Source organism: Actinobacillus seminis (genome assembly GCF_002263215.1).
In the GTDB taxonomy this organism is placed as follows: domain Bacteria; phylum Pseudomonadota; class Gammaproteobacteria; order Enterobacterales; family Pasteurellaceae; genus Actinobacillus_B; species Actinobacillus_B seminis.
Genome location: NZ_NLFK01000004.1, coordinates 107,619 through 131,366, shown reverse-complemented (window position 1 = coordinate 131,366; position 23,748 = coordinate 107,619). Strand labels below are relative to the sequence as shown.

At 40.3% G+C, this 23,748-nt stretch carries 18 protein-coding genes and 4 pseudogenes; 10 read left to right on the top strand and 12 right to left on the bottom strand.

Annotated elements, in window-relative coordinates; genetic code table 11:
• Positions 1 to 60: 60 nt before the first annotated feature.
• The 4 genes from CFY87_RS05355 (at position 61) to araD (ending at position 4,169) form a co-directional block, all read left to right on the top strand.
• Positions 61 to 1,050, top strand: a complete 990-nt coding sequence (locus tag CFY87_RS05355; protein WP_094946219.1) for a TRAP transporter substrate-binding protein — start codon at positions 61 to 63, stop codon at positions 1,048 to 1,050.
• Between the two features lie 78 nt (positions 1,051 to 1,128).
• The gene (locus CFY87_RS05350; protein WP_094946218.1) at positions 1,129 to 2,586 is read left to right on the top strand and encodes an FGGY-family carbohydrate kinase; all 1,458 of its coding nucleotides are present in this window, start codon (positions 1,129 to 1,131) and stop codon (positions 2,584 to 2,586) included.
• 33 nt (positions 2,587 to 2,619) lie between these two features.
• Complete coding sequence (locus CFY87_RS05345; RefSeq protein ID WP_094946217.1) at positions 2,620 to 3,480, top strand: L-ribulose-5-phosphate 3-epimerase; 861 nt, start codon at positions 2,620 to 2,622, stop codon at positions 3,478 to 3,480.
• Entirely contained in the window at positions 3,474 to 4,169 is a 696-nt protein-coding gene (araD, locus tag CFY87_RS05340) for an L-ribulose-5-phosphate 4-epimerase (RefSeq protein WP_094946216.1), read from the top strand. Before CFY87_RS05345 ends, araD begins: the two co-directional genes overlap by 7 nt.
• Positions 4,170 to 4,344: 175 nt before the next feature.
• On the opposite strand, the pseudogene CFY87_RS05335 reads toward araD, so the two are convergent.
• The 7 genes and pseudogenes from CFY87_RS05335 to ung all read right to left on the bottom strand — a co-directional run bounded on the left by CFY87_RS05335 (position 4,345) and on the right by ung (position 10,914).
• A pseudogene (locus tag CFY87_RS05335) lies at positions 4,345 to 5,689 on the bottom strand (MFS transporter).
• A 14-nt stretch (positions 5,690 to 5,703) separates the two neighbouring features.
• A pseudogene (locus tag CFY87_RS05330) lies at positions 5,704 to 6,492 on the bottom strand (inositol monophosphatase family protein).
• Between the two features lie 425 nt (positions 6,493 to 6,917).
• Entirely contained in the window at positions 6,918 to 7,883 is a 966-nt protein-coding gene (gene pfkA / locus CFY87_RS05325) for a 6-phosphofructokinase (protein WP_094946215.1), read from the bottom strand.
• Positions 7,884 to 7,986: 103 nt separating this feature from the next.
• On the bottom strand, positions 7,987 to 8,883 hold the full coding sequence (locus CFY87_RS05320) for a cation diffusion facilitator family transporter (RefSeq protein ID WP_094946214.1): 897 nt from the start codon (positions 8,881 to 8,883) through the stop codon (positions 7,987 to 7,989).
• Positions 8,876 to 9,436 (bottom strand): hypothetical protein, encoded by a 561-nt coding sequence (locus CFY87_RS05315; RefSeq protein ID WP_094946213.1) that lies wholly within the window; start codon positions 9,434 to 9,436, stop codon positions 8,876 to 8,878. The genes CFY87_RS05320 and CFY87_RS05315 overlap by 8 nt, the downstream gene beginning before the upstream one ends.
• 1 nt (position 9,437) lies before the next feature.
• Positions 9,438 to 10,214, bottom strand: coding sequence for a peroxide stress protein YaaA (yaaA, locus tag CFY87_RS05310; protein WP_094946212.1), 777 nt, complete (start codon positions 10,212 to 10,214; stop codon positions 9,438 to 9,440).
• Between the two features lie 28 nt (positions 10,215 to 10,242).
• The gene (gene ung, locus CFY87_RS05305) at positions 10,243 to 10,914 is read right to left on the bottom strand and encodes a uracil-DNA glycosylase (RefSeq protein ID WP_094946211.1); all 672 of its coding nucleotides are present in this window, start codon (positions 10,912 to 10,914) and stop codon (positions 10,243 to 10,245) included.
• Between the two features lie 277 nt (positions 10,915 to 11,191).
• Between ung and grcA the strand changes: the two genes are divergently transcribed.
• The 6 genes and pseudogenes from grcA to CFY87_RS05275 all read left to right on the top strand — a co-directional run.
• Positions 11,192 to 11,575, top strand: a complete 384-nt coding sequence (grcA, locus tag CFY87_RS05300) for an autonomous glycyl radical cofactor GrcA (protein ID WP_094946210.1) — start codon at positions 11,192 to 11,194, stop codon at positions 11,573 to 11,575.
• 339 nt (positions 11,576 to 11,914) lie between these two features.
• Entirely contained in the window at positions 11,915 to 13,711 is a 1,797-nt protein-coding gene (gene lepA, locus CFY87_RS05295) for a translation elongation factor 4 (protein WP_094946209.1), read from the top strand.
• Positions 13,712 to 13,719: 8 nt separating this feature from the next.
• The gene (gene lepB / locus CFY87_RS05290; RefSeq protein WP_094946208.1) at positions 13,720 to 14,748 is read left to right on the top strand and encodes a signal peptidase I; all 1,029 of its coding nucleotides are present in this window, start codon (positions 13,720 to 13,722) and stop codon (positions 14,746 to 14,748) included.
• A gap of 2 nt (positions 14,749 to 14,750) precedes the next feature.
• Positions 14,751 to 15,425 carry a ribonuclease III gene (gene rnc, locus CFY87_RS05285; RefSeq protein ID WP_094946292.1) on the top strand — a complete coding sequence of 225 codons (675 nt, stop codon included), beginning with the start codon at positions 14,751 to 14,753 and terminating at the stop codon, positions 15,423 to 15,425.
• On the top strand, positions 15,422 to 16,342 hold the full coding sequence (gene era / locus CFY87_RS05280; RefSeq protein ID WP_094946207.1) for a GTPase Era: 921 nt from the start codon (positions 15,422 to 15,424) through the stop codon (positions 16,340 to 16,342). The genes rnc and era overlap by 4 nt, the downstream gene beginning before the upstream one ends.
• Positions 16,343 to 16,420: 78 nt before the next feature.
• Positions 16,421 to 16,617 (top strand): annotated as a pseudogene (locus CFY87_RS05275) (IS481 family transposase); the annotation flags it as partial.
• A 349-nt stretch (positions 16,618 to 16,966) separates the two neighbouring features.
• On the opposite strand, the pseudogene CFY87_RS12765 reads toward CFY87_RS05275, so the two are convergent.
• From CFY87_RS12765 to CFY87_RS05235, 5 genes and pseudogenes are all read right to left on the bottom strand, one after another.
• Positions 16,967 to 20,077: pseudogene (locus CFY87_RS12765) on the bottom strand (YadA-like family protein); the annotation flags it as partial.
• A gap of 593 nt (positions 20,078 to 20,670) precedes the next feature.
• Complete coding sequence (locus tag CFY87_RS05250) at positions 20,671 to 21,861, bottom strand: hypothetical protein (RefSeq protein ID WP_272896442.1); 1,191 nt, start codon at positions 21,859 to 21,861, stop codon at positions 20,671 to 20,673.
• A 33-nt stretch (positions 21,862 to 21,894) separates the two neighbouring features.
• Positions 21,895 to 22,932: a hypothetical protein gene (locus CFY87_RS05245; protein ID WP_115609931.1), complete on the bottom strand. Its 1,038-nt coding sequence runs from the start codon at positions 22,930 to 22,932 to the stop codon at positions 21,895 to 21,897.
• Entirely contained in the window at positions 22,863 to 23,522 is a 660-nt protein-coding gene (locus tag CFY87_RS05240) for a hypothetical protein (protein WP_094946291.1), read from the bottom strand. The genes CFY87_RS05245 and CFY87_RS05240 overlap by 70 nt, the downstream gene beginning before the upstream one ends.
• Positions 23,467 to 23,685 carry an ESPR-type extended signal peptide-containing protein gene (locus CFY87_RS05235; protein WP_094946200.1) on the bottom strand — a complete coding sequence of 73 codons (219 nt, stop codon included), beginning with the start codon at positions 23,683 to 23,685 and terminating at the stop codon, positions 23,467 to 23,469. Before CFY87_RS05235 ends, CFY87_RS05240 begins: the two co-directional genes overlap by 56 nt.
• Positions 23,686 to 23,748 lie beyond the last annotated feature (63 nt).

The window sequence follows — 23,748 nt, the reverse complement described above, 5'->3', positions numbered from 1 at the left end:
GCCAGCGACGAGTAACACAGATCACATGTTACCCAACATAATGCTCAATAGGAGAAACTTATGAAACTTTTCGATTTAAAAAAACTTGCTGTCTTAGTTGTCGGTGTCGCTGTATTTACCGCCAATACCGCCTCTGCCGAAATGAGGCTACGTTTTGGTTATGAAGCACCACGTAGCGACAGTCAACACGTTGCTGCTAAAAAATTCAATGAATTGTTGGAACAAAAAACCAACGGGGAAATTAAATTAAAACTCTTCCCAGACAGTACATTAGGTAATGCACAAACCATGATTTCCGGTGTACGTGGCGGTACTATCGATCTTGAAATGTCGGGTTCACCAAACTTTACCGGTTTAGTACAACGCTTAAATGTCATCGATATTCCGTTTATCTTCAAAGATCGTGAACACGTGTATAAAGTATTAGATGGTGAAATTGGTCAAGGTTTATTGAAAGAATTAGAACAACACGGATTAAAAGGCTTGGCTTTCTGGGATGTGGGCTTCCGTGCATTTTCTAACTCCAAACATACCGTGACCAAACCGGAAGATATTAAAGGTTTGAAAGTGCGTACTAACCAAAATCCGATGTATATTGAAGCCTTTACATTATTAGGCGGCAATCCAGTGCCAATGCCATTATCTGAACTTTATACCGCATTGGAAACCCGTGCAGTGGATGCGCAAGAACATCCGATTGGTATTTTCTGGTCATCTAAATTATACGAAGTACAAAAATATTTAAGCTTATCTAACCATGGTTATACTCCGTTAATTGTGGTGATGAACAAAGCGAAATTCGATGCGCTTTCTCCTGAATTACAAAAAGCGATGGTTGAAGCGGCGCAAGAAGCCGGTAAATTCCAACGTGATTTGAACGTGAAAAACGAGAAAGAAATTATCGAAAATCTGCGTAAAGAAGGCGTAGAAGTGACAGAAACCATTGACAAAGCGCCATTTAAAGCGATTGTGGAAGACAAAGTACGTAAATCTTTCATTGATCAAAATGGTGATGAGTTAATTAAACAAGTGGATGCATTAGCACAATAATTTTTTCGCATCAAAGTGCGGTTAAAAATCTTAAAATTTTGACCGCACTTTTCTTACTACTTAAGCAAGGAATAAGAAATGAATTACTACCTAGGGATAGATTGCGGCGGAACCTTTGTCAAAAGCGCATTGTTTGATCAACATGGGCAACTTTTTGGCATGGTGCGAGAGAATGTGTCGGTTATCAGTGAACAGGCGGGTTATGCCGAACGTGACATGGAGCAATTGTGGCAAGTGTGTGCCAAGGTAGTACGTCAAACTATCGAGCAAAGCGGCGTAGCGTCGACGTTGATTAAAGGCGTCGGTATTTCTGCGCAAGGCAAAGGGGCGTTTTTGCTGGATAAGCAAAATCGACCGTTGGGACGTGCGATTTTATCTTCTGATCAGCGTTCATTAGATATTGTCAAACGCTGGCAAGCAGAAGAAATTCCGCAAAAATTATACTCGATTACACGCCAAACCCTTTGGACGGGGCATCCCGTGTCAATTTTACGTTGGGTCAAAGAAAATCAACCGGAACGTTATCAACAAATTGGTTCCGTATTAATGTCGCACGATTATTTACGTTTTTGCTTAACCGGCAGTTTGCATTGTGAAGAAACCAATATTTCCGAATCCAATTTATACAATATAGCAAAAGGTTGTTATGATTTATCGCTGGCGGAATTATTAGGATTAGAAAGTATTTTTGATAAATTACCGCCAGTGGTACAATCTAATGAAATCGCCGGTTTTGTCAGCAAACAGGCGGCAGAATTATGCGGTTTAGTAGAAGGAACGCCGGTGGCAGGCGGATTATTTGACGTTGTTTCCACCGCACTTTGTGCGGGATTGGATGATGAAACGAAATTAAATGTGGTGTTGGGAACTTGGTCTGTGGTCAGCGGCATTAGCGATTATATCGATCCTCAGCAAAATTTACCGTTTGTGTACGGACGTTATGCTAAAAAAGGGCAATATATTGTGCATGAAGCCAGCCCGACGTCATCCGGTAACTTAGAATGGTTTGTGAAACAATTCGGTCATTTAAGTTATGAACAAATTAACCAAGGCATTTCCGATTTGGCGCCTGCAAGCAGTTCCGTGTTATTTGTTCCGTTTTTATATGGTTCCAATGCGGGCTTAGGGATGCAAGCGGGCTTTTACGGAATGCAAGCACATCACAGCCAAATGCACTTATTACAAGCTGTCTACGAGGGAGTGCTGTTTAGCTTGATGCATCATTTGGAACGGATGTTGCAACGTTTTCCGCAAACGAATGTGCTGCGAGTGACCGGTGGTCCAACGAAATCGGCAGTGTGGATGCAAATGTTAGCCGACTTGACCGGTCGTCGTTTAGAAGTACCGGCGGTTGAGGAAACCGGTTGTCTTGGTGCAGCTTGGATGGCAATGCAAGCAGCGGGATTGACTGAAGAACCGCAAGCGTTGCGCACGGAGATGCAAGTATTTACCCCAAATGCGCAACATTTTGCGGCTTACAATAAAAAATATCAGCGTTATCAACAATTTGTTAATGCGTTAAAAACATTGTTATAGATTACTTTAATTGCTACTGAAACGGAGTCTCGGATGAGAAAACATAAACTCGGTATTTATGAAAAAGCATTACCTAAAAATATTAGTTGGCAAGATCGTTTATCTATTGCCAAAGTGTGCGGATTTGATTTCGTGGAAATTTCCATTGATGAAACTGACGAACGTTTAGCGCGTTTGGATTGGACAAAAGAAGAACGTATTGAATTAGTTAAAGCCATTATTACTACCGGCGTGACTATTCCGTCTATGTGTCTATCCGGTCATCGTCGTTTCCCATTTGGCAGCCGCGATGAAAAAACGCGTCAAAAGGCCTATGAAATTATGGAAAAAGCCATTCAATTAGCAGTGGATTTAGGCATTCGTACCATTCAATTAGCGGGTTATGATGTTTATTATGAAGAACAGGATGCGCAAACCATTGCCCGTTTCCAACAAGGTTTAGAATGGGCAACTGAATTAGCGGCAAGTAATCAGGTGATGCTCGCGGTTGAGATCATGGATACAAAATTTATGAGCTCGATTTCCCGTTGGAAAAAATGGGATGAGATCATCAAATCGCCTTGGTTTACTGTGTATCCGGATTTGGGTAATTTAACCGCGTGGAATGATAACGTGGTGGAGGAATTGCAATTAGGCATTGATAAGATTTCGGCAATTCACTTAAAAGACACTTACAAAGTGACTGACACTTGCCCAGGGCAATTCCGCGACGTGCCATTTGGTGACGGGTGCGTGGATTTTGTCAGCTGCTTTGCGACCCTGCAAAAATTAAATTATCGTGGCGCCTTTTTAATTGAAATGTGGACGGAAAAATCTGCTGAACCGATTGCGGATATTATTCAAGCGCGCCAATGGATCGAACAAAAAATGAAAGACGGGGGTTTTCAATGTTAGAGCAACTTAAACAGCAAGTATTAGAAGCGAATTTAGCGTTACCAAAACATAACTTGGTTACTTTTACATGGGGGAATGTTTCAGCAATCGATCGCGAAAAAAATCTTGTGGTGATCAAGCCATCCGGCGTGGACTACGACGTGATGACGGCGGAAGATATGGTTGTAGTGGATTTATTCAGCGGTAAAGTCGTTGAGGGCAGCAAAAAACCCTCCTCCGATACCCCGACACATTTGGAATTATATCGCCAATTCTCAACGATTGGCGGTATTGTGCATACCCATTCGCGCCATGCCACCATTTGGGCGCAAGCAGGACAAGATCTCATTGCCGCAGGGACTACGCACGCAGATTATTTCTATGGCGCCATTCCTTGTACCCGCCGCATGACTCAAGCGGAAATTCAAGGCGAATACGAATGGGAAACCGGCAAAGTCATCGTAGAAACCTTTCAAAAGCGCGGTATTGATCCGAAAGATATTCCGGCGGTATTGGTCAATAGCCATGGACCTTTTGCTTGGGGAACGGATGCGGATAATGCGGTACACAATGCTGTTGTGTTGGAAGAAATCGCTTATATGAATTTATTTAGTCGTCAATTAAACCCAGGTTTACAACCAATGCAACAAGATTTGTTGGATAAACATTATCTGCGTAAACACGGTAAAAATTCCTACTACGGTCAATAATAGCAAACCATTACTGTAACAAATATGAGTACTGAGGCATAGATAATGGAAAATACTCATTTGAAGATTGGGTAATATCTGTTTTATTTGGGTAAAATAGGTAAAATTTTGACCGCACTTTAAATAAAAAATCTCTGTGTTTTGGTCACAAGGATTTTTATTTATAGATGAAAGATTATGCTACTTTTGCTTTTTGTTTTGTCTGATAAGCGACAAGTATCGTAAAGATAATAGCGGCAAGTACAGACATAAAATCAGCTCCAACCCAGAAATAAGATAGGCTGTTGAAATCATAAATTTTGTTACCGGCTGCATCGATAATGGTGGTTTTATCGATCATAATACCCGTTAAAATTTCCCCGGCGGCAGCGCCCGCATAACCAAATACGCCCATCATGCCTAGTGCAATTCCGGAGGCTGATTTATGTGAAATGTCTGTTGCTAATAATCCGCCGAGGAAGCAAAGTTGAATGCCTAATGTAATGCCGAATACAGATAAAGCAATAATTGAGAACCATGTATTTCCTGCCGGTGCAAATAAGAATGCGGCTAGTGACATTGCATTTAATAGGCTCACTACGACAGTCATCATGTTGCGTTTACCTTTTAAAAAGCGATCTGATAACCAACCTGAAACGATAGTACCTAAAATACCAACGATACTGTTCACACTAATGATAGATGCAGCTTCTATAGCGGTATATCCTTTTCCATTTTCTAAGAAAAATACTCCCCAACTGTTCACACCATAGCGCCCAATATACATACAGCAAGAAGCAACCGCTAATACCCAAATTGCAGGGTTTTTGATAACTGCCCATTGGTGTTTTAAAACTTCTTTGTTATCCAGCTCCTCTTGTTTTTCCATTGGGATGATAGGTTTAGCCACAAGCAGCCGGTGAATCTTTCATAAACATCAAGGCGACTAACACCCCGAGTAATCCCATAATTCCAGCAAAGGTAAAGCCGAAACGATAGCCGAATGTAGTAATAATTGCCGCGGTGACAACAAAAGTAATACCTTCACCAACGTTGTGTGCTACAGACCAAAAGCCATAATAAGAACCTCGTTCTTTATCATCATACCAGCGAGAAAGCGCTACAACACAAGGATCAACCCCCATGGATTGAACCCAACCATTAAACGCCCAAATAATGGTGAGGACAATGGCACTGGTATTCATTCCCATAATAAAATTACATAATGCAGAAAAGAATAATCCTACAGAAAGATAACGAACTATGTTGGAATGATCTGCTACCGCACTATTTACAAATTTTCCTACCGCATAAGTTACAAAGATAGCTGAACCAATAACACCAAGTTCGGTAGGCGTCAAAACATTATTATTGACTAAAGCGGGTTTAGCGACATTAAAAGAGAGGCGGCATACATAATAAATAGCATATGCAAAAGAAAATGCCCAAAAAGATTTCATCCTCGTACTTTTAAACATTTTATCGGTATAATCTTTTAATGGAATTGCTGGGCTAGCTTTAAAAAAGTTTAAAACAGACATAATATACTCCTTGTTTAAATTGAGTTTCTAATCGTTTCTAATTTCTCAAATACAGCACTACAACTTGCTAAAATATAATTACCTTTTAATAATCCATCATTATTTAAAAAATCATTAGTTTTTCCACCGGCTTCCATTACAAGTAAAATACCGGCTAAACAATCCCAAGCATTGATATGAGGTTCAAAATAGCCAATTAATCTACCGGCTGCTACATAAGCTAATGTCAAGGCACCGGAACCATTGCGAACATACATTCCGCCATCAAGTAAAACTTGATTTATAAAAGGAACAAATGTTGTTGCAGGTACTCGATGAGACATTCCTAAACCAACCAGTCCATCTTTTAGTGAATTGGCTTGAGCCACAGAAATGGGTTGTTGATTTATAAATGCGCCTTGTCCTTTCATGGCATGAAATAGTTCTTGATGTAAGGGATCATAAATTACACCTACAACAATCTCTCATTTATACATTATCGCTATTGAAATACACCAAGCATGTAATCCATATAAAAACGGACTTGTGCCATCTATGGGATCTACAACCCAGCAAAACTCGCGATCTATTCCGTCTGCACCACTTTCCTCTCCAAGAAAGCCATCATCAGGAAAATGAGCCAGCAATGCACGCTTAATTTCTTTTTCAACCGTTTGATCTGCTATGCTGACGAGATCTTGTTTTTCCCCTTTTTTGCACTGAACTTCTAATTGGTTACGATTAATGTAAAAATCCAATGCAATTTTTCCAACATCTTCTATTAATGTTTTAAATAAATAACGTTTTTTAATTTCCGCATTCATATTTAGTCTCCCAAATTAAAAATACAGCTTAATTAAAACATAAATTCTGAAATAGATAAATTTCAAAATTTTAATTTTGATTAGTGTATCACAAAAATCATAAAGCTGAAGAAAATCCTAATAATAATCAAATTATTACTTTTATTATCAATAAAGTTTAAATTTTATAAAAATATTATTTTTAAATTTTTGAAAAATAAATTTCATCATGCGTTCAAATTTTGTATTCAACGTTTATTGTCAGGTTATATTGATATTATTAGAGAAGTGAAAAAATAGATTACGAATAGATAAGGGGAATTAATCAGATACTTTGGTAATATTTTGTGATTGATAGAAAACATAATATCCAATAAGCCATTAGGGAGGCTTATTGGATAAATTTGGTAAAACCTAACTATTTGTTGTCGTAGGATTTGTATGGATTAATACAAACGCTCAGACATTGCGAGCCAATCGGCTTTGAATTCGCGACGCATATTATTGATGGCGTCAATAATATCGTGGTGAACTAATTGCTCATTTTGAATACCGACACAATAGCCGCCTTTTCCTTGTAATAATAAATCGACCGCATAAACGCCCATACGGGAGCCGAGGATACGGTCAAAAGCACAAGGTGTACCGCCACGTTGAATGTGACCGAGGATAGTGGCACGCGTTTCATGTCCGACACGAGCTTCAATTTCTTTAGCAAGCGCATTTACATCACAAATTAACTCGGTAATTACGATAATGGCATGCCGTTTACCTTTAATAATACTACGTTCAATTTGTTGGATCAGTTCTTCGCGATTAAATTCCACTTCTGATGCCACGATATATTCGCAGCCTCCAGCAATCCCGGCAGAGATAGTTAAATCGCTACAATGTCTGCCCATAATTTCTACGATGGAAATGCGTTGATGAGAGCTTGAGGTATCACGTAAACGGTCGATAGCTTCTACTGCAGTTTCAAGCGCAGTTTGATAGCCAATGGTATAGTCTGTTCCGGCGACATCGTTGTCAATGGTTCCCAGGATCCCAACACAAGGGAAACCGTGTTCCTCGGTCAGTAATTTTGCTCCCATATAAGAACCGTCCCCACCAATGACGACTAAGGCGTCAATGCCATGAGAACGTAAAATTTCCGCACATTTAGCACGAATTGCCGGATCTTTAAATTCAGGGAAACGTGCCGAACCAAGGAAAGTACCTCCACGATTGATGACGTCAGAAACGCTGTAACGGGTTAACTGCTTGATTTTATTGTTATAAAGTCCTTTATATCCTTCATAAATACCATAAACCTCAAGCCCTTCCGATAACGCTGCGCGAACCACGCCTCGGATCGCGGCATTCATCCCCGGTGCGTCACCGCCGCTGGTTAAAACTGCAATTTTTCTAATCATAGATTACACCTATTTAAGTTTAAAAATAAATACTAAAATTGCGCCTAGATTACACTATTCATGATTTCTGCTCTACAAAAATCTTTATGAATTACACCACATTTTAATCCGGCTTATGATTTTTCTGTTGAACCACGCCGGTCGGCTCGTGATGGATAACAATATCAACATGAGAAAAGGCGCTAGTTAAGCGTTTTTCCAACCTATCCGTAATCTCATGGGCAGCTAAAAAGGACAAATTATCATCTAATTCCAAATGAAATTGAATAAAGCGTGTTGCGCCGGAACGGCGAGTTCGCAAGTCATGAAAACCTAAGATATTAGGATCATCCAGGATAATCTGTGTAATTTGATCAATTTCATCTTGTGGCAAAGCGCGATCGAGTAATAACTGAATAGCATCAAATAGCATTTTTAATGCACTGGCTAAAATATACAAAGCAATCAAAATCGCAAAAACGGCATCTGCCAGGATAAACCCAAAATCGGTTAAAAGTAAGGACAATAAGATGACGATATTCATAAACAAATCAGTTTTGTAATGCAGGCGATCTGCTTTGATCGCCGGGCTGTCTGTTTGTCGGATAACACGCCCTTGAAACCACACTAAAAATAACGTGGCAAGAATAGAAAAAGCGATAACTACCAAACCGAGATGGGTATTAGTTAGCGGTTGTGGGGCATGGAGACGGTGAATACCTTGTAGTAAGAGAAAAATTGCCGATCCGGAAATAAATGCGCTTTGTGCTATCGCCGCTAAGGATTCCGCTTTGCCATGACCAAAGGAATGATTGTCATCCGCCGGCATTAAGGCAAAGCGCAAAATCAGCATATTCATAAAGGAAGCCAACAGATCCAACATTGAATCGGTAATGGACGCCAACATACTGACTGATCCGGTTTTCCACCAAGCTAAACCTTTGATCAAAATTAATATAAGGGCAGTAAAAACTGCCAAATTCGCGGCAGTTTTTACTTGTTTTGAATAGACATTATTCATTACCACATCCCCAATTCCAATTGGCTTTCATTAAATTTTTCAATTCTTTATCAACCACATAGCGTTTTAAATAGTTCGCAATTTTGACATTGTTCATATTCATCAGCTTTTTATTTTTTGCCACTTTAAGGGAGTATTGATATTGGACAAATCCACATTGTGGTATATTTTTTCCTTTAGCCACATCTACTTGCCAATTTTTATTGCGTGCGGAAGGTGCATAAATCACATAAGAATACAGCGTATGATTTTTTTCATATAATTTAAAATATTCGACGCCAGTTTTTTTATACACATTCTTGCGCAAGGCAATGCGTTCTTTAAAATCGCGTTTGGGGCTACGATCTAACAATAATTCCACCGCACTTTGCCAATTTTCCAGCGTATCTTCTTTTTTTAAATACATATAATGTCCTACTTTACCCAAATCCTGTTGCAACGCCAAATAAAAGCTTTTATTGCCATGATTAATCATTTTTGGCGCGGATAATTGGGAGTGTGATGCGCAAGCACTTAACAAAAGTGCGGTCAAAATAACGACAATTTTTTTCATCTTATTCTGCTAAATCCCGTTTAAAAATAAATTCTTGTTTACTTGATGCCGCTTCGTCAAAACGGTAACTGCCTAAATCAAATTGTTTTAATTGTTCGACTTCGGTTAAACGATTTTGAATGATATAGCGACACATTAATCCACGCGCCTTTTTAGCATAAAAACTGATCACTTTATATTTCCCGTTTTTATTATCCAAAAACACCGGTTTAATAATCGTTGCCTTTAACTGCGTTTTACGCACCGATTTGTAATATTCGTCAGAGGCCAAATTGACTAAAATATTATCCCCTTGTTCATCAATGGCTTGTTGTAAATATTGAGTGATAATATTGCCCCAAAATGCATATAAATCTTTGCCTTGCGGATTATGTAATTTAGTTCCCATTTCTAAACGATAGGCCTGCATCAAATCCAGTGGACGTAAAAGCCCGTACAAACCGGATAACATCCGTAAATGAGATTGCGCGAACAAAATATCTTCGGCGGAAAGGGTTTCCACGTCCAAACTGGTATAAACATCACCTTTAAAGGCATAAATAGCAGCACGTGCATTTTCTTCAGTATGCTCACGTTGCCATTGAGCAAAACGCGCCACATTGAGCCCCGCTAATTTATCGCTAATTGACATCAGCGACGCGACCTCCGCCGGGCTTAATTGACGGCAAATTTGAATAAGCTGTTCGCTATATTCTGTTAATAAAGGCTGTGAAAACGGTAAATTTTGCACCGCACTTTCAAAATCCAGCGTTTTTGCCGGAGAAATAATGGCTAACATATGAATTTTCCTATAATGAATTTCGTATTTATTGAGGCGTAATTTGCCAGTTAATTTCCGTTAATTGATGTTGACGCAAATAAGCATTGGTTTTTAAAAAATGCCGGCAAGTAAAAAAACCTCGATGAGCGGATAATGGCGAGGGGTGTGGCGCAGTTAGCACATAATGTTTTTGCCGGTTAATAAACTGCCCCTTTTTTTGCGCATGACTTCCCCACAACAAAAATACCAAATGGTCACGATATTGATTAAGTGACTCAATAACGCGATCGGTAAACGTTTCCCAGCCAAAATGAGCATGTGAATTTGCCAGTCCCTGTTCAACGGTCAATACTGTATTTAACAGCAATACCCCCTGTTGAGCCCATTGTACTAAGTAACCATAGTTATTAGGGATGACGAAATCAGAAAAATCATTTGACAAGGCTTTATAAATATTTTGTAACGAAGGTGGTGGTTGCACCCCCGGGCGTACAGAAAATGCTAATCCATGTGCCTGATTGGGACGGTGGTAAGGATCTTGCCCTAAAATCACTACTTTTACCTGATCAAATTCAGTCAGTTTAAATGCAGTAAATATATCTTCTATCGGTGGAAAAACTACCTTGCCGGCATTTCTCGCTTCTTGTACTTGGCGTAAAATATGTTGAAAATAAGGCTGTACTTTTTCTTGACCAATTGCCTCTTTCCACGTTTTCATATTTCCCCCTTATCACTGGAATAGCTATGTGTCTCATTATAAATAACCTCACATAAAATTAATAGATTTATTGCATAGCGTTAGTGCAAGGAAAATAAAATGTTAAATTTTGGTTGCAATAAATCTTATTAATTTTAATATTTTTTGATTTGTATCAATTTCAATAAATTAGTTTTAAAAAACAATCTGATTTATATCAAAATATTTGAAAGTCTCAAATTTTTTGCTAAAATTGTTGCCAATTTAAACAAACTAACACGCCAACTTAGGAGGCATTATGATTAAAGGTATCCAAATTACACAAGCGGCGAATGACAATCTATTAAATTCATTTTGGTTATTAGACAGTGAAAAAGATGAAGCTCGTTGTTTATGTGCCAAAGGCGATTTTGCTGAAGATCAAGTGGTTGCAGTAAGCGAATTAGGTCAAATTGAATATCGCGAATTACCGGTTGACGTTGCGCCGACAGTAAAAGTAGAAGGTGGTCAACACTTAAACGTAAACGTATTACGCCGCGAAACCTTAGAGGATGCAGTAAAACACCCTGAAAAATATCCGCAATTAACTATCCGTGTTTCCGGTTATGCCGTGCGTTTCAACTCTTTGACGCCGGAACAACAACGCGATGTCATTACCCGTACTTTCACTGAAAGTTTATAATTGCTCGAAAAACGTTATATCACGCTCTTGTCGCCAAGGTAAGAGCTTTTTTATTTCTTTCTTAATGCTTTAATTAATTGAACTACCCCTATATTATGCTCCAATTACATTTTTATTTAGTTCAATTTTAAAGGACAAAGGATCCGAAGAGCGCTTTTATTCGCTTTATCGTTTTGCGGTGTTAAAATCATTATATTAAATTTGTGCATTTTATCGTCACAAAAAATTTGCTAAAAAATTACCGCACTTTCCGCTATTCGTATGGCGTATTTCTTGATATTCAGGTAAAATCCCATAGTTAAACCTTAGTTAAATTTAAGTATTACATTATTTAAAAATATGCAGAATATCAGAAACTTTTCAATTATTGCTCACATTGATCATGGTAAATCAACGCTTTCGGATCGTTTAATTCAAACCTGTGGCGGGCTTTCCGATCGTGAGATGGCGGAGCAAGTTTTAGACTCAATGGATTTAGAACGTGAGCGCGGAATCACCATTAAAGCGCAAAGCGTGACCTTAAATTACCAAGCAAGAGATGGCGAAACCTACCAATTAAATTTTATCGATACGCCGGGACACGTGGACTTTTCTTACGAAGTCTCTCGTTCTTTAGCCGCATGTGAAGGCGCACTGTTGGTGGTGGATGCGGGGCAAGGGGTGGAAGCGCAAACTTTGGCTAACTGTTACACCGCCATTGAGATGAATTTGGAAGTCGTGCCGATTTTAAACAAAATCGATTTGCCGGCAGCAGATCCGGAACGTGTTGCCGAAGAAATTGAAGATATTGTGGGCATTGATGCGCTGGATGCGGTGCGTTGTTCTGCTAAAACCGGACAAGGCATTGATGATGTATTGGAAGAAATTGTGCGTAAAATTCCGGCACCGGAAGGCGATCCGAATGCCCCGTTGCAAGCCTTAATCATTGACTCTTGGTTTGATAATTATTTGGGCGTTGTGTCCTTGGTGCGGATTAAAAATGGCATATTACGCAAAGGAGATAAGATCAAGGTCATGTCCACCGGTCAATCTTATAACGTGGATCGCTTGGGGATTTTTACACCGAAACAAGTGGATACCGCGCAATTAAATTGCGGCGAAGTCGGCTGGGTGGTTTGTGCGATCAAAGATATTTTGGGCGCACCGGTAGGCGATACCTTAACCTCACACAACAATCCGGCAATCTCGGTGTTACCGGGCTTTAAAAAAGTCAAACCGCAAGTGTATGCGGGGCTTTTCCCGATCAGTTCTGATGATTATGAAGCATTTCGTGATGCGCTGGGCAAACTTAGCTTAAACGACGCGTCATTGTTCTATGAACCGGAAAATTCTACCGCACTTGGCTTTGGTTTCCGCTGCGGCTTCTTGGGCTTATTACACATGGAAATTATCCAAGAGCGTTTGGAACGTGAATACAACTTGGATTTGATTACAACAGCGCCGACGGTCGTATATGAAGTGGAACAAACCAACGGGGAAGTTGTCTATGTTGATAGTCCGGCAAAATTGCCGCCACTGAATAATATTGCGGAAATTCGCGAACCGATTGCGGAATGTAATATGTTATTGCCGCAAAGTTATTTGGGGAATGTGATCACCCTATGCGTCGAAAAACGTGGGGTACAAACTAATATGGTTTACCATGGTAACCAAGTGGCGTTAACTTACGAAATCCCAATGGGCGAAGTGGTATTGGATTTCTTCGATCGTTTAAAATCCACCTCACGCGGTTATGCCTCCTTGGATTATGGTTTTAAACGTTTCCAAGCCTCTGATATGGTGCGCGTGGATATTATGATTAACGGTGAGCGCGTGGATGCACTCGCGTTGATTGTCCATAAAGATAATGCGCAATATCGTGGACGTGAGTTGGTGGAAAAAATGCGTGAGCTCATTCCTCGTCAACAGTTTGATATTGCTATTCAAGCGGCAATCGGTAACCATATCATTGCGCGTTCGACGGTGAAACAATTACGTAAAAACGTTTTGGCGAAATGTTATGGTGGCGACGTGAGTCGGAAGAAAAAATTGTTGCAAAAACAAAAAGAGGGTAAAAAACGCATGAAATCCTTAGGCAACGTTGAGGTTCCACAAGAGGCATTTCTAGCGATTTTACATGTAGGAAAAGATAATTAAGGATAGTTATGTCTAAATCCAATCTGTTTTTCATTATTTTAATTGCCTTGGGTTATGGTGTTTGGAAATGGCTGGATTACCTTGCGTTACCAAATACTTTTACCATTTTATTAATTATTTTGACCGCACTTTGCGGAGCGTTATGGTGCCACTATCGCTTTATTGCGCAACCGAAACGCCAACGCCAAATTGCGCGTGCCGAACAACGTTCGGGCAAAGCCTTAAGCGAAGAAGAAAAAGCTAAAATTGAGCCGGTGCCGGAAAGTGTTGAGTTTTTATCTTCTCTTTTTCCGGTGTTGGCCTTTGTTTTAATTTTGCGTTCATTTATTGTTGAACCATTCCAAATCCCTTCCGGATCCATGGAGCCGACGTTGCGCGTAGGGGATTTTTTGCTGGTTGAAAAATATGCGTATGGTATTAAAGATCCGGTTTTCCAAAATACGATCGTAGAAACCGGCAAGGTGCAACGAGGTGATGTTATTGTGTTTAAAGCGCCGCCGGAACCAAACGTTGATTATATTAAACGGGTTATCGGTCTGCCGGGCGATCGTGTAATTTATAATGAAGCGACTCGCCATATCAGTGTGATCTATGGTAAGGACGGAAAAGAATGCAGCGTTGATTGCGTCAGCAAAGAATTTACTTATAGCGATCCGCAACCTGATAAAGACTTTTGGGTGCGTGTCGGCACCAGCAATAACAAACCCATTTTCGGCAATTTTCATCCGTTAGCAGTAACGGAAAATGGCAATGTTGAACATCAAATCCACTGGGATCCGGAACCGCCTTTTGCGCTATATATGTACAAAGATTTTGTTAGACAGCAAAATTATGAAACAGAATGGTTAGTTCCCGAAGGACAATATTTTGTGATGGGCGATAATCGTAATCACAGTGCCGACAGCCGTTTTTGGGGATTTGTGCCGGAAAAAAATATTGTCGGTAAAGCAAGTTATATTTGGTTAAGTTTAGATAAATCCGAGGGCGAGTGGCCGAAAGGATTACGTTTTGATCGAATGTTCAGCGAAATTAAATAATGATGAAACAGTTAGATAGACTGCAACGCAAAATTGGTTATCAATTTAAGCAAGAAGGGTTGTTAAAACAAGCCTTAACTCATCGCAGTGCGGCGAAAGTACATAATGAACGCCTTGAGTTTTTGGGGGATGCAATTTTGAATTTCACCATTGCCGAAGCGCTCTACCACCGGTTTCCTCACAACAACGAAGGTGAACTTAGTCGTATGCGAGCGACATTGGTACGCGAGCAAACCCTTGCCGAATTAGCACGCGAGTTTGAATTGGGCGAGTACATGCTGCTGGGACCCGGCGAATTAAAAAGTGGCGGTTTTCGACGCGAATCTATTTTAGCGGATTGCGTTGAGGCTGTGATCGGTGCTATTTCGTTGGATAGCACGCCGGCGCAAAGCTCTGCGGTGGTACGCCTATGGTACCAAGCTTTGTTGCAGGAAATGAAACCGGGCGATAACCAAAAAGATCCGAAAACCCGTTTGCAAGAATATTTGCAAGGAAAACGTTTACCGTTACCAACTTACAATGTGATCGAGATTCAAGGAGAGGCTCATTGCCAAACCTTTACGGTGGAATGTAACGTGCCGAATATTGACCGCACTTTTATTGGTAAAGGTTCCAGCCGCCGCAAAGCGGAGCAAATGGTGGCGGAAGAAATTTTACAACAACTGGATATTAAATGACTGAAAACCTCACAACTCAAACTGAACAAACCTATTGTGGATTTATCGCCATTGTAGGTCGCCCAAATGTGGGAAAATCCACATTATTAAATAAAATTTTAGGGCAAAAAATTTCCATTACTTCGCGCAAAGCACAAACCACCCGTCATCGCATTGTCGGTATTCACACCGAGGGTTCTTACCAAGCGGTTTACGTAGATACGCCGGGATTGCATATTGAAGAAAAACGCGCGATTAACCGTTTGATGAACCGCGCGGCGAGTAGTGCTATCGGTGATGTGGATCTGATTATTTTTGTCGTGGATGGTACTCACTGGACGGATGATGACGAAATGGTGCTGAACAAATTGCGTCAAGCCAAAGCGCCTGTCGTACTTGCCATCAATAAAATCGACAATATCAAAAATAAAGATGATATGCTGCCTTTTATTACGGAAATCAGCCGAAAATTTAATTTTGCGGAAATTATCCCAATTTCGGCGCAGCGTGGTAATAATGTGCAAAACTTGCAAAAAATCGTCCGCACTTCATTGCGTCCCGGCGTACATCATTTCCCGGAGGATTATGTAACCGATCGTTCACAACGTTTTATGGCATCAGAAATTATCCGCGAAAAATTAATGCGTTTTATGGGCGAAGAATTGCCTTATTCCGTAACCGTTGAAATTGAACAATTCAAATTAAACGAACGCGGCACTTATGAAATTAACGGATTGATTTTGGTTGAACGCGAAGGGCAGAAAAAAATAGTAATCGGTGCCAAAGGACAAAAACTAAAAGTGATTGGTACTGAAGCGCGCGCCGATATGGAGCGTTTATTTGACAACAAAGTCCACTTGGAATTATGGGTAAAAGTCAAATCCGGTTGGGCAGATGATGAACGTGCGTTACGCAGTCTGGGTTATATGGACGAATAAGCGGTGTAATTGAAACGAAAAAGGTTAATTTGACGCTACTCTTCGCCAGTTAGCCAATTATTCAAAGAACTGTTTTCGGAAGAGTTTTATCAAGTGGTATTTCGGAAGAAAATTTATACCGATTTAGCCACATAGCAAGCTGATTTAGATGAATGGTTGATGTATTATAACCATCATCGAACCCATCAAGGAAAATGTGCTCCGGAAGAACGCTGTTGAGCACATTACTTGATGGAAAACCAATTCGGGCGGAAAAAAATTTAAGCTTAAATTAATCTGACAGGCACAGTTATTTTAAACAGGGACTGTCAGATTGGGTTTGCTCTTCTATAACTATACCCATAGTTTTGAGTCATTAATTTTCACCGGCAAAAACCCTTGCCCATCCATTAGTCTATAATTCCTACCTTTTATTTTGGCTTGTCCTACCTCAGTATTAGTGAAAGGTTTCGTTATGCGAACCATAAAATACAACTTCCAAAATGTTGATCCCCTTTTCCCCGTATATTTTTCGTTCCGTTTAGACGGACCGATTTTTGGGAGACCGAAAGTATACTACTAAGAGTCCCCCTAAAATCTGCGGTTGTAAACCTAAAAACACGCAATAAATCACTCGTGTATAGATTACCACTGCCAGCCTAAACCGACTGCTCCGCCCACATGTCCTCTTGAATTACTGTTTCCTTGTAATTTCAACATAATGTTACCGTTGTCACTGGTTTTTGAATACCCCACCGCAACCGCATTTTCACCTCGATAGCTCCCTGCCGCAACCGACAACACCGATTTTCCGGGAAGGTTCGATACCGGTAACCCGGCAGCAGCATTTGCCCCTGCAATCCCTGCTCTTAGGTTTTTATCGGTGGTTTCCAATTTATGTGCGGTATGTGAATGCAGGCTATCCACATCCCCCTTGTGAGCCACGGCATTCGGTGAAGAGTTCGGCGTTAAATCCGGTACTCTGATTTCTCCTTTTGCCCCGTCAATCTCGATACGCTGTCCTTGCGGGTTGGTCAAGGTTAATCCGCTTGGCGTCAAAGTCGCACTGTGCTTACCGTCAGTCAATCTCACGCCGTCTACCCCATATTGTGCCGATTTGCCGTCTTTATGAGTTACCCGTAATCCGACAGGATTTATTCCCCTCTGCGGTTTCTTTGGTCTCAAAAAACGTCATGTTTTTCAACGTATCGGACAATTTGACTTCCAAGCCTTTACCGTCTTTAGCCATTTCCACTTTGATATTGCCCGCGGCGGAGCTGTCAAATGTTCCTCCCTCGCCTTTGATTTCTAAGGTGCCGCTTAACGGGGTACGGGCTTCCATACCGTCGTTGCCCTTGAACTTCATACCGGATTTCGCTACCGCCTGTAAGTCAGCGATTGTGGCAACGTTGCTAAGATCGGCTTGGCTATCCGCACTGACTAAATCGGCAACTTTCGCATAACCCTCATAGTTTTTCTCATAGGCATCATTCGCCTTGGCTAAATCTTGACGTGCCTTGTTTAAACCGGCTTTGGCGGTATCAAGAGCTTTTTGAGCCTCGACCAGTTTTCCCTCACTGTCAGTAAGCTGTTTTGCAACATTCGCTTTCGCAGGTCCCTCCGGCGTTGCCTCGATCGCCTGTTTCAATACGCTCACCGTCTGTTTCAAATCCGTCACGTTTTGAACTTTTTCAGAAAGCTCTTTGGCTTTTTGAGCCACCTCTTTCATGCTGTACTCAACCGCTTTCGTTAACTCGGCGGTTTTTTGCTTTGCTTCAGCGGCTTTTTGAGGATCCGTTTCAGGGGCTGGCAATCCCAAACCGCTTGCTACGTTGCTAATACCTATCGGCGTGGCGGTCGGATCGGCTTTGATCACGACTTTTTTCACTTCGTCGACAGAAAGTTTTTCATCCGGCTTACCCTCTTTATGGAAGTTACCGTCTTGCCCTTTCACCACTTTTTTTTCCGTCCAGATAGTAAACAAACGGACGGTTGCCATTAATGGATTGCACTTTGTCGTCCACATAATTTTTATTCGCTACACTTGAACCGTCAGACTTATCATCTAAATCAGCAAGTCCGGTAATCGCACCTATATATTTACCATCAGCACCTTTACTAAAAGCTAGGGTCGCTGTCTCTTTACCGTTTTCGTTTTTGGTCGTTAAACTGACCGCACTTTTACCGTCTTTGCCATGTACGGTTACACCGTTTTTACCATAAACAGTGTGGGTTTTGTCGGTGTTATTAGTACTATTGCCCACGGTTAACCCTTTATCGTTTAAGGTTGCAATGATTGCTTTACCGTCTTTATCTTTCAAGGCGATTTCATCACCTTGAATATTTACCGTGCCTTTGTCGTTCTTAAACTCGGCGGATTTTAAGCCTTTTAAATCCTCACTGAGGGAGACCTCTAATTTGGTCTTCGTGCTATCGGCTTTCACCGCAATATTACCGTCCGTGCCTTTAAAATCAGCCGCTTTTTCTTTCTTTAAACCCTGCCCGACGATCTCTAATGTTTCACCTAAGTTTTTGTGAACAAGGCTATCACTGTTATTGCCTGCAAAGTTTAATCCCGCTGTCGCAAGCGCTTTCAAATCGGCAACATTGACCGCTTTATGCAAGGAATTTTTATCCAGCTCACCTGCCACTAACTTTTTCACTAAATCAAGGGTTTTACCTTGTTTCGCTGAAGCAATACCGCCATTTTTAATATCATCAATGCCCAATCCTGAACGCAAGTTATCAATCACCACCGGGGCATGCTGAGAATTTTTCCCGCCTAAAGTTATCACGTTTTTGCTATCATCATACTTCATCGCGGTTTTATTCGCCTCTTCTTTAGCTTTTTTCAACATACCGTCCACGTAATTTTTATTGGCGGCGTCATTTGCTTTAGTAGGATCAGAGACATTGATAATTCGTCTTTGTTTACCCGGTGCGTATCCGCCAACAGAGACGGTGTTTTCTTCTCCCTCTGAATCATTTTCTAAGATGATGGCATTTGAAACAGCTGATTTTATGCGGGAACCGATAGCAATAGTATCCCGCCCTTTGATCTCGTTATCAGATTGTGCTTCTAATACCTTATTATTTTCTCCCAATGCTATTGATGATGCACCTGTTACAATACTTCCTTTACCTATGGAAATGGCAATCGAACCTTTCCCTGTTGCAACAGTCTTAGCATTGTCTGATATTTTGACCGAATTTTCCCCTGTGCCTTTTAGGTAATCAATCACCGCTTTAGCCTGTACTAATTCCGTACTACTTTTTGGATTGCTAAGGTTTATTTTGTCAATACCGACATTTTTTCCAAACTCAGATTTTTTATCGTCAATATTCGACCCGTCGACTTTCAAGAAATCTTTATCTAAAGTCTCTGTTGAGGTGTATTTTTTCAACTCTTCCGCTACCGCTTTAAAGGTAACAACTCTTTAATCCTCTTCAGTTACTTTTGTCGATTTATTTAACGTTAATATAATAGTTCCACTACCTACACTATTTTCAGTAGGTTTGACGGATACTTTGATATCATTTTCTCTAAGAACATGAAGTCCTCCATCTGTATCTTTTGATTTTCCATGGACACTTTCTGAGCTATCGATAGTGACTGTTTTCCCCCCCCAGTTGCAATGTAGTTTCTTGTAGTTTTTGCGGCTGTTTTTTTGTTAATTCATTGCCTTTAAATGTAAGACCTTTATTAATAGCCTTTATATTTTCAGCTATTGCTTCTTTAGGCTCGGTCATTTTATCGACAGTTTTTGCATTTTTACCCAATGCGAGCTTATCGCCATCCACCGTAATCATGCCTAATTTGTTTTTGGTATTTTGGGCAAAACTGAGAGTAATACTTTGTTTATCCTGCTCCACTTTTGTCTCAATTTCATCACTCGTTCCTGCCACTTTAAGTTTTTCGTTTTTCAAATTCACTTTACCGGTCGGACCGCTATTTTTAGAATTATCCGCCTCTAACCCTAAGGTTGTACTAATCCCATCAATTTTCGAATCCAGATAATTTTTAACCGCTCCGGCGGTGACAACTTTGTCTTTATTGCTATTTGTTGCCGTATTGTCATCAATGCTTGTTGCTTTGTGCAAAGTAAAGGTAATTTCCCCTTTGTTGCTATCAGTCTTAGAAGTCAGATCCGTACCATTGCCTTTAATGGTGATTTTTTCGCCCAATTTACGGGTGATTTCAGTGCCGGAATCTCCGGCAAATTTCAGTCCTTTTTCCACAATCGCTTTCGCCACGTTGGATAAGTCTGTAATATTGACGGCATTATCCTTGCTATCACCATTCATAACTGTTCCATTAAGGACATTATCAACTGCCGCGTCTTGCCCATTCAAATCGCTGGCAAGTGCGGTGATTTGTTTATTACCCATATGGAATCCTTGCGGATCAAAGGTATATTTTGCTCCGTTTGAAATGATAACCACGTTGGTATTTTTTTATTACCGGCACCTTTTTCATTAAATTTAATCTCAGAACTGACAAAATTATTACTGCCGCCAGGAACTTTTTTACCGGTAATGGAGTTCATCTCTTTCAAATTCTCATTCAACGCAATTTCCACGGTAGAATCGGTATTTTTCGCCTCTGTGGTAATGTTTCTATGAGAAACGTTTGCTGTATCTTCCTTGCTGCCCTTAATTTTCAAGCTGTTACTAACGGTAAATTTCGTTCCCGTATTTCCTTCAACGTCAAATTTTGTAGCTCCTTTTGCCAATTCATCTTTAACGTATTTCACAGTAGCCGCCTCGTTATCTTGAGTTGGGGTTTGTTCAATCGTGACTGTTTTAAAGGTTGGGTCGTCTTTTAAGCCGATTTCAAATTTCGCTGTCCCACTGTCATTGGTAAATTGCGTTTTGAGGTTTTTACCTAAATGAGTTTTTTGATTGTTTGATGAAATATCGCCCGCCACAATTTTTATTGTGGATCCCAAATAAAAAGGTGTATCTTTAGCCGAATTTTGCGGATCATCATCAATAAACTTATACCCTTTATTAATCGCACTAATTGTATCTGTTAAAGCTTCTTTAAAGTTTTTTCTAACTCCGGCAGTATGTGGTGGATTATCAATGTATTCTACAGCATCAAAAGTAATGTCATTGAAATTTGTTTTATCTCTATTAACATCTAATCCTAATAAATCACCAACTCTTTTCAGCTGCTTACCCGTCACTGCCTGATCGGAAGTTTGCGAAATCTTGCCATCGGCTAAATGCCCGAATCTTATCTTTTCTCCTATGTCCGCAATTTGTTTATCAGCATCTATGTATTGTATCTTCTCGTTATGCCCTTTAGCCCCAACTAATACTTTTTCTTTTGGAATTTCTTGTTTATCTAATGGTGTGCCATTTTTGGTATTGACCTTGTAGAATTTTCCATCTGTTCCTTTAACTAATTTATATATTTTTCCATTATCTTCCGTATAGTAAACGACTAAGCTTTCTCTTTTTACATATTCTAAGGCTTTTAATTGCCCGATAGTGGCAACATCGGAGTCCAACGCCCCCGGCGCGACGCCGACGATTCTTCTTAATCCTAATTCACTATCAGTTTTATCTCAACCTACTGACATGATACCCGCTGCTTTATCGGTTTTTAAATTATAGCTTGAACCCTCCGGAATATAGGGCTCTAAATCAATGGCGTCTTTTCCACTTAACGTTGCCGTTGTTTTATCCGTATCATCTTTGTAATAATATTTTGTATTTGATTTATAGCCCAAGGCAACGGAATTATCCATTGTAGCTTTTGTTTCATTTCCCAAAGCCAATGCATTATTTATCTCTGAATGAGCATTCTTTAATACGCTTGCTCTAACGCCTAAAGCGATCGATTGTTTTCCATCTACTCTTGATAATGTCCCTATTGACATAGATTGCTCGCCCATCGACTTAGAACCGTATCCTATTGCAAATGATTCATTATCCCTCGCATAAGCAGCTTGCCCTATGGCAAATGCTCTATCCCCTTTTGCATAGGCATATCTTCCCATCGCTAATGCATTATCGCCAAGTGCGGTTGTATATGACCCTATTACTATCGCGCCTTGGTTATGTAATCCTGCACTATCTTTTGCTTGTTTTGCCTTAGTTTCTCCTGTCCCCTCTTGAAGCTCTCCATTAATAGCTATTTTATCTCTATATGGATATAAAATTTTTACAGCCTTAGTGATTTCGGTTGTTTTAGCCCCATCTTTATCTACCATATAATTTTCAAAAAATTTATTTAATTCAGAATATTCTGATTGTCCTTCATATAAAGCTGTTAAATCTTCAAATTTATCTGACATTACTACATTAGCAAATACATTATCTCCTAATGCAACCGAACCTTGACTGGCAGCATACGCATCTTTACCCAAGACCATAGAACCATTATTGATCGCTTGTACTTTATTCCCTATCCCTACTGAATTATTCGCATAGACATAGGCTTCATTCCCGATAGCTAATGATCTTGTTCCAAATGCAATCGTATCCGCCCCTAGTGCGATCGAATAATCTTTATTGGCGACCGCAAAGGTTCCTAGTGCGGTTGAGAAATTACCATAGGCGATCGAGAGCCGATTGCAATGGCTCCATTTCCTCTCGCCCAAGTATGGGTTTTGAATTTAGTAGGGTCTGCAATATATTTAGAATAATCACTATTTACTTCTTTTACTGCGGCATATTCATTGGTATAGTTAAAATCTTTTCGATTATCATAGTAGAGTTTCCAGACATCTTTACTTAACCCTTTTTTACTGTTAGGCACATTATCCGACCCGATGGCAATCGCACTATCTCCCCACGCCACCACATCATTACCAAGTGCGGTGGATTCTTTTCCTCTTGCAAAGGATCGATAGCCCACGGCGGTGCCTTCGTGAGGTGTATTTGGATCAACATTACTTTCATTGATCCCCACAATCGCCCGATAACCGATACTGGTTGCTCCTTTGCCACCCCCAACAGCACGAGAACCAATGACAACGGTGTAATCAAAATCTTTATTGGTATATTTGGTTTTCTCTCCCGTTTTATTTTTGGCACTTGACAGTAATATCATCTCTTTATCTTTACTTATACCACTATTCCACGCCTCATACGTAGCTATTGTTGATTCATTCAATCCATTATCATTTAATTGGCTACCCACACAACCATTTTCCAAATAAAGCCATGCCGCCTGTGCCACATTCACCATTACAAAAAGCCCTAAAAAAAGACAGCGCAAAACGCCCCGCAATTTGACCGCACTTCGGCTTTTCCCCCGAACTGCTTGCCACTTGGCTGTTGTTGGCTAATTCGGAAATTACTTTGGTTTGACCGGTGGTCACATCGTTTTTGGTTTTGAAGATTTTGTTCATAGAAATTCTCTTATTGAATAGTGCTGATATCTGCTTTGAAACCTGCACGAACCTCAGTGCGGT

Bases quoted from the DNA above. Each gene is read 5' to 3' on its own strand.
- CFY87_RS05355 (WP_094946219.1), top strand. From the start codon at position 61: ATGAAACTTTTCGATTTAAAAAAACTTGCTGTCTTAGTTGTCGGTGTC.
- CFY87_RS05320 (WP_094946214.1), bottom strand. From the start codon at position 8,883: ATGAATAATGTCTATTCAAAACAAGTAAAAACTGCCGCGAATTTGGCA.
- pfkA (WP_094946215.1), bottom strand. From the start codon at position 7,883: ATGATTAGAAAAATTGCAGTTTTAACCAGCGGCGGTGACGCACCGGGG.
- lepA (WP_094946209.1), top strand. From the start codon at position 11,915: ATGCAGAATATCAGAAACTTTTCAATTATTGCTCACATTGATCATGGT.
- ung (WP_094946211.1), bottom strand. From the start codon at position 10,914: ATGAAAACGTGGAAAGAGGCAATTGGTCAAGAAAAAGTACAGCCTTAT.
- yaaA (WP_094946212.1), bottom strand. From the start codon at position 10,214: ATGTTAGCCATTATTTCTCCGGCAAAAACGCTGGATTTTGAAAGTGCG.
- lepB (WP_094946208.1), top strand. From the start codon at position 13,720: ATGTCTAAATCCAATCTGTTTTTCATTATTTTAATTGCCTTGGGTTAT.
- era (WP_094946207.1), top strand. From the start codon at position 15,422: ATGACTGAAAACCTCACAACTCAAACTGAACAAACCTATTGTGGATTT.
- CFY87_RS05345 (WP_094946217.1), top strand. From the start codon at position 2,620: ATGAGAAAACATAAACTCGGTATTTATGAAAAAGCATTACCTAAAAAT.
- CFY87_RS05235 (WP_094946200.1), bottom strand. From the start codon at position 23,685: ATGAACAAAATCTTCAAAACCAAAAACGATGTGACCACCGGTCAAACC.
- rnc (WP_094946292.1), top strand. From the start codon at position 14,751: ATGAAACAGTTAGATAGACTGCAACGCAAAATTGGTTATCAATTTAAG.
- araD (WP_094946216.1), top strand. From the start codon at position 3,474: ATGTTAGAGCAACTTAAACAGCAAGTATTAGAAGCGAATTTAGCGTTA.
- CFY87_RS05350 (WP_094946218.1), top strand. From the start codon at position 1,129: ATGAATTACTACCTAGGGATAGATTGCGGCGGAACCTTTGTCAAAAGC.
- CFY87_RS05315 (WP_094946213.1), bottom strand. From the start codon at position 9,436: ATGAAAAAAATTGTCGTTATTTTGACCGCACTTTTGTTAAGTGCTTGC.
- CFY87_RS05240 (WP_094946291.1), bottom strand. From the start codon at position 23,522: ATGGTGAATGTGGCACAGGCGGCATGGCTTTATTTGGAAAATGGTTGT.
- grcA (WP_094946210.1), top strand. From the start codon at position 11,192: ATGATTAAAGGTATCCAAATTACACAAGCGGCGAATGACAATCTATTA.